Source organism: Aequorivita sediminis, assembly GCF_032080575.2.
Classification (GTDB): domain Bacteria; phylum Bacteroidota; class Bacteroidia; order Flavobacteriales; family Flavobacteriaceae; genus Aequorivita; species Aequorivita sediminis.
The window spans coordinates 413,762-432,505 of the sequence record NZ_JAVLSO020000003.1; the positions used below are offsets into that span (position 1 = coordinate 413,762).

Sequence of the window (18,744 nt, forward strand, 5' to 3'; positions counted from 1 at the left end):
TCTCTTTTCTCTATTCTCTTCTCTCTATTCTATATTCTCTACTCTCTACCCTCTACTCTCAGATTCTTTTAAATGAATAAGCGCAAAAATTGCATAATTTATCATATCCTGATAATTCGCATCTATTCCTTCAGACACTAAAGTCTTCCCGCTATTGTTTTCAATTTGTTTTACGCGAAGTAATTTTTGAAGTATCAAATCTGTTAACGAACTCACTCTCATGTCCCGCCAAGCTTCACCGTAATCGTGATTTTTATCCATCATGAGTTGTTTGGTTTGGGCTATGTGTTTGTCGTATAATTCTACCGCTTCATCAACTAAAAGGTCTGGTTGCTCTACTACACCTTTTTCCAGTTGAATAAGTGCCATAATCGAGTAATTTACAATTCCGATAAATTCACTCGTTTCTCCTTCGGCTATTTTTTGTTCTTTATTTTCTTGTAATCCGCGAATGCGTTGTGCTTTGATAAAAATTTGATCGGTTAATGAAGGAAGTCGAAGAATTCGCCATGCACTTCCGTAGTCGTGCATTTTGTTGATAAACAGCTCCCTACATTTTTCTACTTGTTCGCTGTATTGTTTTGATGTCTTTGCCATTCGTAAATTGTAAGATTTTGCGTAAATTTCGGGTAAATAAATCAATTTAGAAAATTGCAGACCCTTAATTGCCGTGGCAAGCTCATATACCTTAGCATCCCAAAAGTAATGGGAATTATAAACGTTACTACCGATTCGTTTTATGACGGTGGAAAAACGACTACTGAGAAGGATATTCTAAGTCAAGCCGAAAAAATGCTTTGGGATGGCGCAACATTCTTAGACGTTGGCGGTTATAGCACTCGACCAGGTGCAAATGAAGTTACAGAAACTGAAGAAATTAAAAAAGTTACCGAAGCAATAACCCTAATTCTTAAGAAGTTTCCTGATGCGTTAATCTCGGTGGATACTTTCCGAAGTGAAGTAGCAAGAAAAGCAGTTGAAGCAGGCGCTACTATGGTAAATGATGTTTCTGGAGGAACTTTAGATTCAGAAATGTACGCTACTGTAGGAAAATTAAAAGTCCCATATATTTTAATGCATATGCGGGGTACTCCCAAAACAATGAGTACCCTTACCGATTATGAAAATGTAACGATTGAAGTTATAAAAGACCTTACGTCAAAAATTGCCTTAGCTCGTGCAGAAGGCATAAACGATGTAATTTCCGACCCTGGTTTTGGTTTTGCAAAAACACGAGAGCAGAATTTTGAAGTTTTAAACAACCTTGAGCTTTTTCAAAATCTCGAGATTCCACTTTTATCGGGAGTTTCTAGAAAATCATTTATTTACAAAACGCTAAACACCACTCCCGAACGTGCTCTAAACGGTACTACTTTTATAAATACAGTTTCACTTATGAAAGGAGCATCCATTTTACGAGTTCACGATGTAAAAGAAGCGGTTGAGTGTGTAAAGCTTTGGTGTGCCTTTAATGGACTTGAACATTCCTGAAAATTAGAATAAATTACCTAAGTTTTCTATACTGAAGTATTATAAATTTTCTAACTTTCAAAATGTACTTAAGACTGAAACATAAAATCAATTTTTAAAGTACTTTTACAAAAATTACAGCCCTTTGGATTTTCTGGATATTCGAATTTTAGACATGGTAGATATAGTATTAGTTGCGATGCTATTATACTATCTCTATAACCTAGTGAAAGGCACTGTTGCCATCAATATTTTGGTGGGTATAATTATTATTTATACCATTTATGTTGTAACTCAACTTTTAGAAATGGAGTTACTCAGCCAAATATTAGGAGGATTCTTAGGCGTTGGTATGTTCGCTTTAGTAGTTGTTTTCCAGCCCGAAATTAGGAAGTTTCTTTTAATGCTTGGTTCTACAAACTTTAAAGCGCGACGAAAGTTTTTCCAACGATTTAATTTTTCTTCTGCCGATTCTGGTCCTTTTGTAGACATCGAGGCCATTGTAAAAGCTTGTAAAAAAATGGCCACCACCAATACGGGAGCGTTAATTGTAATCCAGCGTAACAATAGTTTAGATTTTGTAAAAAATACTGGAGACGAAATGAATGTAGAAGTCAATCAACCTATTATAGAAAGTATCTTTTATAAAAATAGCCCGTTACACGACGGAGCTATGATAATTGAAGAAAATAGAATTACTGCAACACGTGTAATTTTACCCGTTTCTAACGACCGCACAATTCCTTTGCGATTTGGATTGCGACATCGTGCAGCAGTGGGAATTACTGAAAAAACCGACGCTGTTTGCCTGGTTGTTTCGGAGGAAAACGGGCAAATTTCTTATCTTAAAGACGGTGACTTCGTGCTTTACGAAAACACCGATGAACTAAAAAAACTCCTAAAAAAAGATTTAAGCTAAAAATCTAAATCCAACTATAAAATAAAAAAGCAGGCCTATAAGCCGGGTTCTGTTACTAGTTTAATTACATTAAAATAGCACCTTATCATTTATCTAGACGTTTCGTTACCGAAACGCTCAATCTGTCTACCCTCCTGCATCGGGCGGGTACCCTTATCCGAAAACGGAACGCAGGTTTACGTGACATTTCACCGCATAGAGTTTACCTGGTTTCACTACAGCATTACCTGTACATACTTTCTGTTGCACTTGTCCTAAAATTCTTACTTTCGAAAGAATAGTGACGGCTGTTAGCCGCTATGCCACCCTGTGGTGCCCGGACTTTCCTCCCTCCCAATTAAAATCGGGACGACGATAAGGCGGCCTGCTGCGCAAAAGTACTCCAATGTTAATAAATATGAGAAAATACGAGCATCTATTTTTTTAAAACCCAATACACATCTTTATATTTGCTACCAAGTCATAATTTACAATTCGGGAATTTAATACTGAATTTTAAAAACGACTATTTCAACTATGGAACACTTCATTGTATCAGCCCGAAAATACCGCCCTGCAACTTTTAAAGATGTAGTTGGGCAACAGGCCATTACCAATACATTGGATAACGCCATAGAAAACAACCACCTAGCACAAGCTTTACTGTTTACGGGACCAAGAGGTGTTGGAAAAACTACTTGTGCGCGTATTCTCGCCAAAAAGATTAACCAAGATGGTACCGAAAAGGAAGATGAAGATTTCGCTTTCAATATTTTTGAATTGGATGCGGCTTCGAATAACTCGGTTGACGATATTCGTAATCTAATAGACCAAGTTCGAATTCCACCACAAGTTGGAAAATACAAGGTTTATATTATCGATGAAGTTCATATGCTGTCTTCAGCAGCTTTTAACGCGTTCCTAAAAACGCTTGAAGAGCCGCCAAAGCACGCTATATTTATACTTGCTACTACCGAAAAGCACAAGATAATTCCTACAATTCTCTCTCGTTGTCAGATTTTCGATTTCAGAAGAATTGGTGTAAACGATATAAAAGGCCATTTGGCCGAAGTAGCCAAAGCCGAAGGAATAGAAGCTGAAGATGATGCCCTTCATATAATTGCGCAAAAAGCTGATGGAGCATTGCGTGATGCACTTTCAATTTTTGATAGGGTTGTAAGTTTTGCTGGAAAAAACCTAACACGTGAAGCAGTTACGGAAAACTTAAATGTTCTTGATTATACGTGGTATTTTCAAATTACCGATTTGCTACTGCAAAACAATATTCCGCAAATTTTAGTTACTTATAACGATATTCTCGCAAAAGGATTTGATGGCCACCATTTTATAATGGGGCTTGCATCTCACTTTAGAGACTTAATGGTTTGTAAAAACCAGGAAACAATACAACTTCTTGAAGTTGGAGAGCAAGTAAAGGAAATGTATTTAGAGCAGTCTAAGAAAACTAGCGCTCAATTTTTGATGGATGCTATAGAAATCGCTAATACCTGCGATTTGAAATATAAAAACAGTCAAAATCAGCGACTCCTTGTTGAACTTTGCCTAATGCAACTTGCTTCCTTGACATTTCAGGGCGAAAAAAAAAACTCTAATAACAGGCAACGCTTCGTAATAGCTCCCTCCTATTTTAAATCGGAGGAGTTTACTTCAGAGAGAATAACTTCTGCTGGAAGTATTACCCCTAAGCCATTTAGGAAAATTGATACAGATAATACAGTTCAACAGGAAGTTGCTCCTTCTAAAGCTGAAGAAAGTCAAAACAACGTTCAAGAACCTACTTCAAAAGTTTCTTCTGAAAAAACTGAAACTACAGCTACAGAAGAGCCAGCCACTACTCAAAAAGTAGCACAGTCTGATATAGCAACTAGAAGAAATGAAAGAAAAGTTTCGGCATTATCGTTAAAAAGCATTCAGAAGAAACAAGAGCTAAAACAAGAATTAAAAGCTAATCAACCTAAAGAAGAAGATCTTCCGGTGAACGTTTTTACCGAGGAAGAAATGCTTAAATATTGGAATAAATACACCAAAAAAGTAGAAAAGGAGGGGAAGTTCAACCTGCTTTCACACTTAACAATGGGTACACCAAAATTAGAAAGTGCTATAATTCATCTCGAATTTCCAAATCATACCATAAAAACTGAAGTTGAACGCGCTAAGTACGATTTACTTGGGTATTTGCGTGAAAAACTTCAAAATTATGAGATAGACTTAGATATAACTGTAAACGAAACCACCGAAAAGCGTTATGTTTACTCAACACGAGAGAAATTTGAGAAAATGAAGGAAATGAATCCTGCTTTAGAAAGACTTAGACAGGAATTTGATTTAGATATATAACTAGAGTAAATTCATATAACAATAAGTAGTTATTGAATACATTAGCGATAAGTTTTAATTGACTCCACCCCTTAAACTTGGACAATTAAACTCTTAAAACCATAAACTTGAAACCATTAAGATAATATGTTAGGTTTAAAACTTCCCACAGACCCACGTTGGGTTAATATTGTTGAAAAGAACATAGAAGATATACTTACCGATCACGCCTGGTGCGAGCAAAAGGCTGCTTCTACTGCTGTTTCTTTAATTGTAAGTTTCCCCGAATACACGGAACTTACCCAAGAGATGATTGCCTTGGTAAAGGAAGAAATCAGCCATTTTAAAATGGTACACGATAAAATCTTGGAAAGAGGCTGGGTATTAGGTCGCGATAGAAAGGATGATTATGTTGTTCAGATACTAAAGTTTTTCCCGAAAGGTGGAAGTCGTACCACACAACTTGTTCACAGACTATTGTACGCTGCACTTATTGAAGCTAGAAGCTGCGAACGTTTTAGATTGTTAAGTGAAGAGCTTGAAGATAAAGAACTAGCTGAATTTTATAGAAAACTAATGGTTAGTGAAGCCAATCACTATACAATGTTTCTTGGTTTCGCACGTCAATATGGTGATAGAAAAGAGGTTGATCAAAAATGGAACGATCTTCTTACCTATGAAGCTGAAGTAATGAAAAACCTGGGAAAGCATCAATCCATTCACGGATAAATAATTTAGAATCCCTTCAAAATGAAAATTAAAAGAAGAAGGAAATTAATTAAATACAGAGATGTTTTAGATCAACCGATACGTTTCAACCCTTTTGTTTTTAGCAGAATGTTTATTCTTTGGGCTTTATTAGGGCTTATTGGAGGCGTAATTTCTGGAGTGTATTGGGTAGTTTTAATGTTTCTAACCGACTTTTTAGCAGTATATCAAGGATGGCTTGTAATTCCTGTTATGGCAATTAGTGGGCTTCTTGCAGGATTAATTATCTACTTTATTGGCGACCCCGGCGAAATGGAACTTATGGTTAACAACATTCGTTTCAAAAAAGGGAAGTTAGACCCTAAAAACAATCCTTCAATGATATTATCGTCGCTTCTGTGTGTAGCTTCGGGAGGAAGTCTAGGCCCGGAAGCACCTTTGGTACAAGTTACAGGTTCCACTGGGTCATGGATGGGAAAGATTTTTAGATTGAAAGGTGAAGAATTGCGCTCTTTAAGTATTGCAGGGATGGCATCGGGATTTACCGCGTTGTTTGGTGCTCCGTTGGGAGGTAGCCTTTTTTCATTAGAAATACTGCACCACAAACACGCTGTAGAATATTACCAAGCAATAATTCCAGCACTTGTTGCCAGTGGTTTTAGTTATATAATTTTTGCTGTTATCGTTCAATTAGGATGGGGACCAATGTGGAACCTCCCTGCCTACGAAATGGAAACTTTTTTCGATTTTGGTTGGGCTGTTCTATTTGCAATAATGGCAACTATAGTAGGTTGGATGTTTATTTTTTGCACTAAGTTTTTTAAAACTCTTTTCAAAAAGTTAAAATCTCCTATTTACATTAAAACCTTAATCGGAGGTATTCTATTAGGGGTGATTGCTTATTATATTCCGCTTACTAGATATTTTAGCCACTTTGAAATCAACGAATTACTTGAAGAAAACGGTACCTTACAATTTCTAGGAGCAGTACTTATTTTTAAAATTATAGCTATTTCCATTACAGTAACTTCAGGATGGCGTGGAGGTTTTATTATTCCATTGTTTTTCTGCGGTACAGCATTAGGGTTATTAATTCACAGCGTTTTCCCTTCCATAAGTCTGTCGTTAACCATAGTGAGTTGTATGGCTGCTATAAACTCTTGTGTAACACGTACCCCAATGAGTACTACCATTCTACTCGCTACATTGACAGGGTTTACATATTTTATTCCAATACTTTTTGCGAGTCTAACAGGCTATTTTCTAGCGCCTCGTATTCCTTTTATTGGAGCTCAAATGGAAGAAAAAGAAAAGAGAGCTATCAAAAGAAAAAAGCATAACACTAAATAAAATGAATAAAAAAAACCATTGGGAGACAGTTTACGAAACTAAAACTCCAGAGCAAGTAAGTTGGACACAAGAGGTTCCTAAAACTTCATTAGATTTTATTCAATCGCTTGAATTAAAGAAAACTACAAAAATTATAGACGTTGGTGGCGGTGATAGCAACCTAGTAGATCACCTACTTAATGCTGGTTTTGAAAATATTACCGTTTTAGATATTTCAGAAAAAGCACTCAAGAAAGCAAAAAAAAGACTCGGTAAAAAGGCAGAGAAAGTTACTTGGATTATAAGTGATATAACAGAGTTTGAGCCAGAAACTACTTACGACCTATGGCACGACAGAGCAGCTTTTCACTTTTTAACCAATGCTGAACATATTGAAAAGTACAAGCAAACAATTAATAATTCGGTAAATGGCTATTTAATAATTGCCACTTTTTCACAAAATGGACCTTTAAAATGTAGCGGACTTGAGATTACTCAATACAGTGAGGAGGAATTAAGCTCGGAATTTTCTAAAAATTTTGAAAAAATTAGCTGTTTAAACGAAGACCACAAAACACCCTTCGACACACTTCAGAACTTTACATTTTGTAGCTTTAAAAAACGATAGCCTAAGCCAATAGTCAATTAAAGATACGAGATGAAAAAGGTCCTTCTATTTATAGCTTTTGTTTTAGCAACTATTACTTTAAATAGTCAGACCACAAAGAAAGTATTGTTTATTGGAAATAGCTATACAGCTGCTAATAATCTGCCGCTAATGGTAAGCGAAATGGCCAATAGCACTGGGGATATTCTAATATACGATTCCAATACTCCAGGTGGATACCGTTTTATGGATCACGCTTCTAACAATACTACGCTTACCAAAATAAATTCAGATAATTGGGATTACGTTGCTCTTCAAGGTCAGAGTCAAGAAACTTCTTTGAGTCAGGCGCAGATGGAAACAGAAGTATTTCCATATGTAGAAGCGTTAAGCCACGCTATAAGAACGAATAACGAATGTTCACAACCGCTGTTTTATATGACCTGGGGGCGTAAAGATGGAGATGCTCAAAATTGCACTATAAGACCTTGGGTTTGTACGTACGAAGATATGGACGACGTGATTAGAGAAACTTATATATACCTAGCTGAAACCAACCAATCTGAGTTGGCTCCTGCAGGCGCTGTATGGCGATATCTTAGAGAAAATCACCCCAATATTCCGCTGTACTCTGCTGATGGCTCACATCCGTCCTTAGCAGGCACGTATGCTGTTGCGTGTGCTTTTTATACGATGATTTATAAAAAAGATCCAACTTTTATTTCTTGGAATTCCAGTTTAAGTGAAATTCAAGCGAATACTATAAAAGCCGCAGCTAAGACAATTGTTTTTGATGAAATCACTAGTTGGGAATTTACAGAAAACCCCATAGCAGATTTTACGGAAGAAATAAACGGAAGTGAAGTATCATTTACTAATACTAGCAGTAATTTCCAATCAACCTATTGGGATTTTGGCGATGGATACCATTCCAACGAAATTCATCCAATCCATAATTATGCTGAAGGTGGCATTTATAATGTTTCCCAAACCATTACTTATTGTGGTAAATCGGATACCAAAACTAAAACTATAGAGATTCCGCTATTAAATATCGATAGTTTTCAAAAGGAAAAAATAACGATTTATCCTAATCCAGCCACAGATAAGCTATTTGTCCAACTCGATAAAAATCATCAGGAAATTGACGTTTCAATTTCTGATGTTTCTGGAAAAAATTTATTCAACATAAAATTAAGAAACAAAAGCATTTTTACCCTAAACCTTAATGACTTAGACAGCTCTATTTATATCTTTAGTTTAACAATGGATAACTCTAAATTTGTAAGAAAATTGATCGTTAAATAATGTAAATAGTATCTCCTTTTATCAAACTTCCACGATGAACATTAAACTTAATCCTTATTTTCTGCAGCAATTTTTTCGTTATAAAGACTTTTCACAATTCCATCACTAAGTCCAATTTTAGGTACATACATACTCTTAGCTTTACTCCATTTCATAGCAGATAAATAGATTTTTGTAGCAGGAATAACAACGTCTGCACGATCTGGATTCATATCTAATTCTGTAATACGCTCCTCGTAGGTTAGTGATTTTAACGTTTTATAATATGAAGATAAATAAATGTAGCTAAGTGGCTTTCCAAGCTTTTTCCCACTCTTTTTAAAGATAGTATTGATGTTTCCACCACTACCAATCATTAAAATCTTTTTATAACCCTTGGTTTCTTGTTTAATCCAAGTCTCCATTTGTTTCCAAACATCTTCAACTACTAGGTTTTTTAACAAACGGACGGTTCCAATTTTAAAACTTTGCGAAGTGACTGTTTTTCCGTTGGCAAAAATAGTTAGCTCTGTGCTCCCACCCCCGACATCTACATAAAGGAAAACCTTGTCGTCTTCAATAAGTGTTTTTAAATCTGTAGATGCGATAATTGCAGCCTCATCATTACCGTCAATTATTTCGATTGCAATTCCACTTTTCTCTTTAATGGTCTCAACCATTTCAGAGCCGTTAGAAGCTTCCCGCATTGCTGAAGTAGCACACGCTCTATAACGTTTTATTCCGTGCGTTTTCATCAAAAGACTGAATGCCTTCATTGCATCAAGCATCCTTATTGCATTTTTTTCAGAAATTTTTCCATCCACAAAAACTTCCGCGCCTAAACGAATAGGTACACGAACTAAAGATGTTTTTTTAAAAATAGTATCTTTACCTTTCTGTTCGATTACAGTAACTACTAGCAAACGTATAGCGTTACTGCCAATATCTACTGCACCGTATTTTTCTATGTTTAACAAATTAATTTACTTCAAGTTTGTTTAAATAATAATTGTACATTTTGAATTGAGAACGAATTGGAGGCTTGTTGTTTCTTCTATAAGCATTGTCGTTTTTAACGCTAAATACTCTAGCTTTAACATTATCACTCCATCCAATTTCAAAATTTTCTAGAATTTCATTTTTAATGTCTGGGTCGTATATCGGACAACTCACCTCTACCCTATTATCTAAATTTCTTCCCATTAAATCGGCAGATGAAATATACACCTTAGTATCTCCGGCATTTTCAAAAATAAATAATCGCGGATGTTCTAAATATTTACCAACAATACTTATTGCTTCAATATTTTCACTCATTCCTTTCACACCTGGAATTAAACAGCAAATACCGCGAACAATCATTTTTATTTTCACCCCTGCTCTACTCGCTTCATAAAGTTTGTCTATCATGGCATAGTCTGACAGACTGTTGAGCTTTAATTTAATTCCGCTAGGTAAGCCTGCTTTTTTGTTTTTAATTTCAGTGTCGATTAAATTATATAAAGCCTTTCGAGTGTAATGCGGTGAAACAATAAGATGTCTATATTTTTTTACCTGATAATTGACTTCAAAAAAGTCGAAAACCTTATTTATCTCTTTGCATATCTTTTGATTTGCAGTAAACAAAGTATAATCGGTATAAAGTTTTGCTGTAGATTCATTGAAGTTTCCTGTACTTAAAATACCATAACGAACTGTTTTGTTGTTCTCTAATCTTTCAACCAAACAAGTTTTGCAATGCACCTTTAGACCTTTTACCCCAAATATCAACTTGATGTTTTCACTTTGAAGTAATTCAGCGTATTTAATATTTGCCTCTTCATCAAATCTCGCTTGCAGCTCTATCTGCACCGTTACGTCTTTCCCGTTTTTCTTAGCATTGATAAGCGAACTAGCAATATGCGAAATTTCTGCTAAGCGGTAAATTGTGATCTTAATAGATTTCACTTTTGGATCCAAGGCAGCTTCACGTAAAAACTTTATTACATACATAAATGTTTGATATGGAGCGTGAAGCAGATAATCTTTTTCAGCAATTCTATCAAACAAACTACCTTGTAAACTAAGTCCTGGTATTGGAAGCGGTTCTGTTTTTTCGTACTGAAGATCGGGCCTTCCCAATCTAGGGAAATTCATATAGTCTCGTCTGTTGTGATAACGTCCTCCAGGAATAATACTGTCGGTTTTATCAATTCCCATTTTGTCTAATAGAAATTGTAACGACTTTTTATCGATACTTTTATCGTATACAAAGCGAACTGGATCTCCAGCACTTCTATTTTTTACACTTTTTGAGATCTTTTCAATAAAACTGCGACTTAAATCACTATCTATATCCAACTCAGCATCACGGGTAATTTTAATCATATGAGCCGAAATTGTCTCATATTTAAAAATATTGAATATGTTGTTTAAACAATGACGTATTAAATCGTCTAGAATTATAACATATTGATTATCTCCTTCCTTTGGAAGCTCAACAAAACGATTGATAGTTCGGGGGATTTCAATTAAAGCATAGTTGTGTTTAGCCTCAAAAGTATCATCTTCCTTGCTCATTACCATGGTTACAGCTAGATATGCAGCATCATCACGAAGATTGGGGAATTCATCAACTTCACCAATCATAATGGTCATCATCGCCGGGCTAACGTATCTCACAAAGTATTCTGAAATAAACTTACTTTGCGAAGGTGATATTTCGGTCTCGTTAATAATAAATATATTCTCTTTTCTGAGTTTCTTTTGAATCTTACTTAGAATATCGAGACTTTGAGCCTGCTGATCGATAACTGTTTGCGTAATCACCTCCAAAAGCTCCTTGGCTGTATAGCCCCCAAGAAAACTCTTTCCTGTTTTACCAGCCTCTACAATACGTTTTATAGTTGCATAGCGAACCTTAAAAAATTCATCAAGATTATTAGAAAATATACCTAAAAATCGAAGTCTTTCAATTAATGGCAACTTTTCATCATTTGCCTCTTGCAACACTCGAGCATTAAACTGAAGCCAGCTTAACTCTCTATTGTAATATTGATTACGATTAGTTTTATTAGTATCTGTTTTTCCTGTCATTATTTAAGATCTCGTGGAAATATTGTTTTAATTGTTTTACCCCTGGTTATGTCTTTCCATTTTTCTTCATCAAATTGCAACATTACAAAACCACAGGTTGGAACATTTTCTATGTATTTATCACCTAACATATTTACTATAGATGTCAAGGCGTGATTATGCCCCACTAACATCATAATATCTAATTTATCATCGAATGCTTTAATCACCCTCATAACACTCTGTCCGCTAAAATCGTATAAACTGTGACTAGTTTCAAAATTTACATCATCAATTTTAAAAGCTTCTTTAAAAAATTGAGCCGTTGAGAGCGTTCGAGTAGCATCACTGCTAACAATTTTTTGAGGAGGTTTAACTTCTTGCGCAACTTTTTCAGAAACTAGTTTCCCATCGCGTTTACCTCGACCTTTTAAAGGACGTTTATGATCGGGTAAGTCGTGTTTCCACGATGATTTTGCATGTCTTACTATGTAAAGTGTTTTCATTATCTTGTATTAATACTAGGTTTTGAGTCGGTAAAAATTGCAATCTGTGCGCTTGCTGATCCATAGTAACTCATTGTGTTATGGAGCTAACCTCTCAATCACCCAATCATTGTTATTTAATCTATATCGAATTCTGTCGTGTAGTCTATTTGGTCTTCCTTGCCAGAATTCTATAGATATTGGCTTTACTAATATTCCTCCCCAATTATCTGGTTTCGGAACCTCCTCTTGTTCGTATTTCTTTTCCAATTCCGCCAAACTTTTCTCTAGAACTTTTCGGGATTCTACAACTTCACTCTGGTGTGAAACAATTGCTCCTAACTGACTTCCCTTAGGTCTAGAATGAAAATAATTTGTTGAATCTGCTTCTGAAGTTTTTTCTGCAATTCCTTTAATTATTATTTGACGTTCCATATTAGGCCAGAAAAAGGACAAAGAAAGCTTGTTGTTTTTTGCAATAGCTCTACCTTTTTCACTTTCGTAATTAGTGTAAAAATAGAAACCATATTCATCGTATTTCTTCAATAGAACAACTCTTCCTTTAGGAAAACCATCGGTTCCAATAGTATTTACCGTCATTGCATTAACTTCATCTACACCATCACTATCCTGGACCTCATAAAACCATTTACGGAATTGTTGCATCGGGTTTTTATCTACAGAATTTTCGGATAACTCTCCTTTTTCATAAGATTTTCGATAGTCGTGTAGCTTTTCGGCCATTTCTTAAGTTTTAACGCAAGTTAAGAGTTTTAAATATTCTTTGAAATAGCAGTTTATTAAATATGTATTAAATATTCTTCTTTAAAAGGGGTAAAAAAGTGATTTTAAAAAGCAACTAGAACTGAATTTGTACGGGAAAATAACCTAAAACTGAAAAGATTTTCCATCTTCAGCTAATGCTACATTATCAAATACTTCATAAGCTTCCTTGCGGAAAAGCTCAAGGTTCCCGTAACGTCCTGAATAATGACCGAGAATTAATGTCCCCACTTTTGCTTTGCGAGCAATAACAGCAGCCTCCTTAGCGGTGCTGTGCTTGGTTTTCTCAGCAAGATGATAGTGTTCCTCCAAAAAGGTTGATTCGTGATACAAAACCGTTGCTCCCGCTATTTGAGAAACCATCTCCGGATTATATTCTGTATCACTACAATAAGCATACGATTTTGGCGCAGGTGGATCGAAGGTAATGTCTTTGTTTGATATTAACTTACCGTCCTTATTTTCAACATCAAAACCTTGTTTAATCTTATGGTAATAACTTAAATCGATATTTAGGTTTCGAGCAGCATCAACATTTAATTTTCTGTCTTCCAGTTTTTCTTTGAAAAGGAATCCGTTGGTGTACACCCTATGTTTTAAAGGAATCGTTTCTACCGTCACCTTATCATCTTCAAAAATTACTTGTGGTGTAGTTTCTTCTAGTTCATGGAAATACAAAGGATAATGTGTATAGGCTTTACCCAGCTTAAGAAGCAATAATATAGCCTGTTTAATGCCTTTAGGGCCGTAAATATGAAGTTCAGCTTCTCTTCCTAAAAGCAAAAATGTTGAAATTAATCCTGGTAAGCCAAAAAAGTGATCGCCGTGTAGGTGTGAAATAAATATGTGACGAATACGCGAAAATTTAACCCTATATTTTCTTAATTGCATCTGGGTTCCCTCACCACAGTCAATTAAAAATAAATGCCCCTTAATCTCCAAAATCTGCGCTGTTGGGTGCGTAGAAGCAGTTGGAGTTGCTGAATGGCATCCTAGGATAGTTAATTTCAAAATTTGATTTTTAAAAAATTATTGTTTCTCGTATCAGAAGTTTTACGAGTAATCAGCTCAGTTTAGGCTAGAAACCGAGGTCGCGCTCAATCTCTTCCATTTCAACGATATCTTCAGCTTCCTGAAGTGTTGGCACTACAACCAATTCGTAAGGAACTTCATCTATTTCAATTGCATCGTTTACAATAACAAAAGAGTGCTTTGTTTTACGGTGAAGGTTTGATGTTTTTAAGAATTGTAATAATTCTGGCAACGATAATGAGTCATACTTCAATAAGTTTAAAACTACATTTTGGCCCTTGTACTTTGAAGGAATTTGGCTCTCAATAAAAGAGGCAAAATCTATTACATCATCCTTCTCATCTTCAAGGACAACAAAATTTGAATGATTCTCAATCTTCATTATGTTTAATTTTTGATGCTAATAAATAAATTACAGCCATACGGATGGCTACACCATTTTCTACTTGACCCAATATAATCGATTGTTTACTATCTGCAACATCACTTGTAATTTCAACTCCGCGATTAATTGGTCCTGGGTGCATTACAACAATTTCCTTATTTAAAGAGTCGAGCATCGCTTTATTAAGTCCGAATTGTTGTGAGTATTCTCGAGTTGTTGGGAAATAACTAATATCCATACGCTCGTTTTGAACACGAAGCATATTTGCTACATCACACCACTCCAACGCTTTACGTAAATTAGTCTCCACCTCTACATTTAACTTCTCTATATATTTAGGAATAAGCGTTTTAGGACCACACACCTTAACCTTTGCTCCAAGCTTTTGAAGTGTAAAAATATTCGACAATGCCACTCTAGAGTGAAGAATATCACCAACAATAACAACATTTTTTCCAGCTACATCACCTAACTTTTCACGAATAGAATAGCTATCTAATAATGCTTGAGTTGGATGCTCGTGTGCTCCATCTCCTGCATTAATAATACTAGCATTTACGTGCTTCGACAAGAATATTCCTGCTCCTGGATTTGGATGTCGCATTACCACCATATCAACCTTCATGGAAAGTATATTATTTACGGTATCGATAAGTGTTTCTCCCTTGGCAACAGAAGAACTCGAAGATGCAAAATTTACAACATCTGCAGAAAGTCTTTTTTCAGCAAGCTCAAACGATAGTTTTGTTCGCGTACTATTTTCGAAAAAAAGATTGGCAATGGTAATATCTCGAAGCGATGGCACTTTTTTAATAGGTCGGTTAATAACTTCCTTAAAATGATCGGCCGTCTCGAAGATAAGTTGAATATCGGCTTCGGTTATGTATTTTATTCCCAGTAAGTGATTTACACTTAGTTCCATTGTTTGGTTTTCGGTTATCTGTTATCAATTATCTATTGACAGTTGTCTTTGCTACACTCGTCACTCTATTCTCCTTTCTCTGCTCCCTCTCTCTACTCTCTGTTCTCTACTCTCTGCTCTATACTCTCTACTCGCTCTCTCCCTTAACTCTTAACTAAATATACAGCGTCTTCGCCTTCATTTTCTTTCCAGCACACTTTTACTTTTTCCCCATTAATTGCATCTACTTGTCTTCCTCTATAATCAGGTTGAATTGGTAAATGACGGCTAAAACGGCGATCTATAAGTGTAAGTAATTCAATTTCTAGTGGCCTTCCAAAAGATTGTACTGCCGTTAGAGCAGAACGAATACTTCTTCCCGTAAAAAGCACATCGTCTATAAATACGACGTTTTTATCTTCAACTATAAAATTAATTTTGGTTTTATTCGCTTCTAACGGTTTACCACTTCTTCGGAAATCATCTCTAAAGAAGGTGATGTCTAGATAACCAAGTTGAATGTTTTTTATTTTGTATTCGGTTTCCAACAAGGTTTTAAGTCTTTCCGCTAAAAAGACTCCTCGTGGCTGTATTCCGATAAGTACTGTTTTGGAAAAATCGTCGTGTTTTTCAATCAATTGGCAAGCCAAACGATTAAGCGCAATGTTAATCTCGGTTGCGTTTAATAACACTTTTTGGCTCATAGGAAAGTCTGAATTAGATTCAGCAAACAAAAATACAGAATTATTTATTTAAAACTAAGAAATTTATTTTCGTTTAGAATCTGTAAATCCTAAACTTTTGAAACTATTTAATTTACTACACAAAAAAACCCGTCTTAAATAAGACAGGTTTTTTAAAATTTAGAATAAAATCCTGAACTATTTAGCGTACGGATTTAAAATAACGTCAATTCTTTCACGAAGATCTAACAAATGAATCTTACTCATTCTATCTGTAGTTCTACCTAAAGCTCTTCTAATATCATTATCTAATGCTTTAAGCTCTGCTCTTGCTACCGAACGAATATCACTTAAATTAACATCAACTTTTGTTCTATTTCTTCCTTTTTGTTCATTCGACATTAAATACGAAAGTCTATTGATGTAAACTCGTTGTAAATTTCTTCTGTATGTATCTATAGGCGCGGCAGATTTAAGCTCTTCGAAAATTCCTTTTCGCAAGTCTTCCATCATCTCTAATAAAGAATAACTATTTTTGCCATTTATAGATTCGTTTTCAATAATTCGAGCCATTCTTCCAAAGTTAAGAATATCGTTTAGCGTTCTTTCTTGCATCTTTCTAATATTCTCAATACTTCCATCGAACTGAATTTTATTGAAAATATCATCATCCAATAACCACTCTGGAGTTGCAAATAGATGTTCTTGTAAAAATGCTAAACTTTCTTCTTGCTTTTCTTTTGATACATGGGTATAAACTGCGCCCTCCTGATCGTAGGTTTTATAGTATTCATAAACGCCACCAATATTTGCAGTTACGTGCCCCATATACCTATTAAATTGAGCAACTACTTGATTGTACATTTCGGAAAGATCATCGTAATTTTTACCATCTTCTCTGGTGTATTCAATAAGTTTTGGCACAAGTAGTTTTAGATTTGCAATACCATACATACTAGCTTTTACAGCATCGTCACCCAAATCTTCTGTTTGACTACTCGGATCTATAACACCTCCAGACTGTTGTTTTCCAAATCGAAACATAGGGTCATCAGCGTGCTTTAAAATCCAAGAATCGAGCGTTTCTTTTTCTTCTTCAGCAGTTAGGTGTGGCAAGGGTCTATATCCCCAATTTATTGCATACTTATCATAAACACCAATATTTGGCATTAGCGCTACATCTCCATCTCCTGGCTGAGCAATATAATTGAAACGCGCATAATCCATAATAGAAGGAGCTGTTCCGTACTTTTTAGTAAAATCTACAGAACGCAGTGAATCTACAGGGTAGGCAACACTACTTCCCATGTTGTGTGGCAATCCTAAGGTATGACCAACTTCGTGAGAAGAAACAAAACGGATAAGTCTACCCATGATTTCATCTTTAAAAGCTACGCCTCTTGCATCTGGATTAATTGCTGCGGTTTGCACAAAGAACCAGTTTCTCAATAATGTCATAACGTTGTGATACCAATTGATATCACTTTCCAATATTTCACCACTACGCGGATCACTTACGTGAGGCCCGTTCGCGTTTGGTATTGGTGACGCTAAATAGCGCACTACGGAATATCGCACATCTTCTGGAGACCAATCTGGGTCTTCTTCAACCGTTGGCGGGTCTTTTGCTATTATTGCCTCTTTAAAACCTGCAGCTTCAAAAGCTACTTGCCAGTCTTCAATTCCTTGTTTAATATATTTTCTCCATTTTACCGGAGTAGCTCTGTCGATATAGTAAACAATTTGTTTTTTTGGAACTACTAATTCCCCTCTTTCAAATGCTGCTCTATCTTCATCTCTTACTTCTAAACGCCATCTGTCAAGATATTTAACGGTTTTACTTTCATGGTTTTCCAATCCATAATCGGTCTGTCCACGAGCAAACCATCCAACGCGTTCATCAAAATAACGACGTTTCATTGGTTCTTTAGGTAACAACACCATACTGTTATTCATTTCAACCGAAATTGAACCCACTGCAGAATTGCTAGGCGGCTCTTTTGCAGCGTACGTTTTTACGTGACGAGATTCAATGTTTAATGGAAAAGATTTGATGTTTTCTATATACGATCGCTCCTTGTCCATAGAGGTAATTTTATACCTATCGCGATAATGCTTTGGCATCCCTAACGGTCTAACATCACTTTCAAAAAGCTTATTCACCTGAATTACAGTAGATGTACTGTCTTTCCCTAAAGCTTTTACGTCGAATGTAAAAAGAACGGGTTCAAAGTTTGAGTTTACAACAGCTTCATATATAGGAAGTGAATCGGCTGCAAATATTTGATGTGAAACAACGCGTAACACTACCTTGTTTGGTTTCTTTTCCCATCGAAGTACTTGGGTATTTGTCTTCCCTCCACCAAAACCAATATTAGTAGCGGTTTTAGCGATTCGGGTAACCATTAACATTTCTCTACCAAAAAGAGAATCGGGAATTTCATAAAAAAAATCTTCTTTTACTGCATGCACTTTAAACAAACCATCGTCTGTTTTTGCATCTTTCGTTATAACCTTGTCGTAAGGTTTAATTGAAGATTTGTCTTTTTCTGTTTTTGCATCAGTGCTATCTGCTTTTCCGTTTATGGCTTTTTTAGGAGCAGCACACGAAAGGATTAACAGTAACAAAAGTGGGGTAATGGCTCTTATTTTCATATTAAAATTTAAAAAAATTGAAAATAGTCAATTTTAATATATTGGGAAATATTTTCAGGAACAAAAGCACAAAAAGTGATAGAAACAGGCTATAAATAAAAAAAGCCTTCTGTTTCCAGAAGGCTTTTTA

General features: G+C 35.5%; 17 protein-coding genes and 1 other RNA gene. 7 read left to right on the forward strand and 11 right to left on the reverse strand.

Annotated features, from left to right (window positions below; genetic code table 11):
* Positions 1 to 45: 45 nt before the first annotated feature.
* Positions 46 to 597, reverse strand: a complete 552-nt coding sequence (locus RT250_RS07985) for a DUF1599 domain-containing protein (protein ID WP_313113750.1) — start codon at positions 595 to 597, stop codon at positions 46 to 48.
* Positions 598 to 651: 54 nt separating this feature from the next.
* On the opposite strand from RT250_RS07985, the gene folP reads away from it, so the two are divergent.
* Positions 652 to 1,491, forward strand: a complete 840-nt coding sequence (gene folP, locus RT250_RS07990) for a dihydropteroate synthase (protein WP_313113752.1) — start codon at positions 652 to 654, stop codon at positions 1,489 to 1,491.
* 124 nt (positions 1,492 to 1,615) lie between these two features.
* The gene (gene cdaA, locus RT250_RS07995) at positions 1,616 to 2,389 is read left to right on the forward strand and encodes a diadenylate cyclase CdaA (RefSeq protein WP_313113753.1); all 774 of its coding nucleotides are present in this window, start codon (positions 1,616 to 1,618) and stop codon (positions 2,387 to 2,389) included.
* Between the two features lie 22 nt (positions 2,390 to 2,411).
* Here the strand turns inward: cdaA and rnpB are convergent.
* An RNA gene (gene rnpB / locus RT250_RS08000) (RNase P RNA component class A) lies at positions 2,412 to 2,760 on the reverse strand.
* Positions 2,761 to 2,905: 145 nt separating this feature from the next.
* Between rnpB and RT250_RS08005 the strand changes: the two genes are divergently transcribed.
* From RT250_RS08005 to RT250_RS08025, 5 genes are all read left to right on the forward strand, one after another.
* Entirely contained in the window at positions 2,906 to 4,726 is a 1,821-nt protein-coding gene (locus RT250_RS08005; protein ID WP_313113756.1) for a DNA polymerase III subunit gamma/tau, read from the forward strand.
* A 126-nt stretch (positions 4,727 to 4,852) separates the two neighbouring features.
* A complete protein-coding gene (locus tag RT250_RS08010; RefSeq protein WP_313113758.1) occupies positions 4,853 to 5,434 on the forward strand; it encodes a MiaE family protein in 582 nt (193 codons plus the stop codon).
* Positions 5,435 to 5,455: 21 nt separating this feature from the next.
* Entirely contained in the window at positions 5,456 to 6,763 is a 1,308-nt protein-coding gene (locus RT250_RS08015) for a chloride channel protein (protein ID WP_313113760.1), read from the forward strand.
* 1 nt (position 6,764) lies between these two features.
* Complete coding sequence (locus RT250_RS08020; protein ID WP_313113763.1) at positions 6,765 to 7,370, forward strand: class I SAM-dependent methyltransferase; 606 nt, start codon at positions 6,765 to 6,767, stop codon at positions 7,368 to 7,370.
* A 30-nt stretch (positions 7,371 to 7,400) separates the two neighbouring features.
* Positions 7,401 to 8,657 (forward strand): T9SS type A sorting domain-containing protein, encoded by a 1,257-nt coding sequence (locus RT250_RS08025; RefSeq protein ID WP_313113765.1) that lies wholly within the window; start codon positions 7,401 to 7,403, stop codon positions 8,655 to 8,657.
* A gap of 47 nt (positions 8,658 to 8,704) precedes the next feature.
* Here the strand turns inward: RT250_RS08025 and RT250_RS08030 are convergent, their stop codons facing one another.
* The 9 genes from RT250_RS08030 to RT250_RS08070 form a co-directional block, all read right to left on the reverse strand.
* Complete coding sequence (locus tag RT250_RS08030) at positions 8,705 to 9,613, reverse strand: Ppx/GppA phosphatase family protein (protein WP_313113766.1); 909 nt, start codon at positions 9,611 to 9,613, stop codon at positions 8,705 to 8,707.
* A 1-nt stretch (position 9,614) separates the two neighbouring features.
* Positions 9,615 to 11,711, reverse strand: coding sequence for a polyphosphate kinase 1 (ppk1, locus tag RT250_RS08035; protein ID WP_313113768.1), 2,097 nt, complete (start codon positions 11,709 to 11,711; stop codon positions 9,615 to 9,617).
* The gene (locus RT250_RS08040) at positions 11,711 to 12,196 is read right to left on the reverse strand and encodes a SixA phosphatase family protein (RefSeq protein WP_313113769.1); all 486 of its coding nucleotides are present in this window, start codon (positions 12,194 to 12,196) and stop codon (positions 11,711 to 11,713) included. The genes ppk1 and RT250_RS08040 overlap by 1 nt, the downstream gene beginning before the upstream one ends.
* Before the next feature lie 78 nt (positions 12,197 to 12,274).
* Entirely contained in the window at positions 12,275 to 12,919 is a 645-nt protein-coding gene (gene pdxH, locus RT250_RS08045; protein WP_313113772.1) for a pyridoxamine 5'-phosphate oxidase, read from the reverse strand.
* Between the two features lie 144 nt (positions 12,920 to 13,063).
* On the reverse strand, positions 13,064 to 13,969 hold the full coding sequence (locus RT250_RS08050; protein ID WP_313113773.1) for a ribonuclease Z: 906 nt from the start codon (positions 13,967 to 13,969) through the stop codon (positions 13,064 to 13,066).
* Between the two features lie 67 nt (positions 13,970 to 14,036).
* Complete coding sequence (locus tag RT250_RS08055) at positions 14,037 to 14,372, reverse strand: ribonuclease Z (protein ID WP_313113775.1); 336 nt, start codon at positions 14,370 to 14,372, stop codon at positions 14,037 to 14,039.
* Positions 14,362 to 15,297: an aspartate carbamoyltransferase catalytic subunit gene (locus RT250_RS08060; protein ID WP_313113777.1), complete on the reverse strand. Its 936-nt coding sequence runs from the start codon at positions 15,295 to 15,297 to the stop codon at positions 14,362 to 14,364. Before RT250_RS08060 ends, RT250_RS08055 begins: the two co-directional genes overlap by 11 nt.
* 143 nt (positions 15,298 to 15,440) lie before the next feature.
* Positions 15,441 to 15,980, reverse strand: coding sequence for a bifunctional pyr operon transcriptional regulator/uracil phosphoribosyltransferase PyrR (gene pyrR / locus RT250_RS08065; protein WP_139854826.1), 540 nt, complete (start codon positions 15,978 to 15,980; stop codon positions 15,441 to 15,443).
* Between the two features lie 177 nt (positions 15,981 to 16,157).
* On the reverse strand, positions 16,158 to 18,614 hold the full coding sequence (locus RT250_RS08070; protein WP_313113780.1) for a zinc-dependent metalloprotease: 2,457 nt from the start codon (positions 18,612 to 18,614) through the stop codon (positions 16,158 to 16,160).
* Between the last annotated feature and the right edge of the window lie 130 nt (positions 18,615 to 18,744).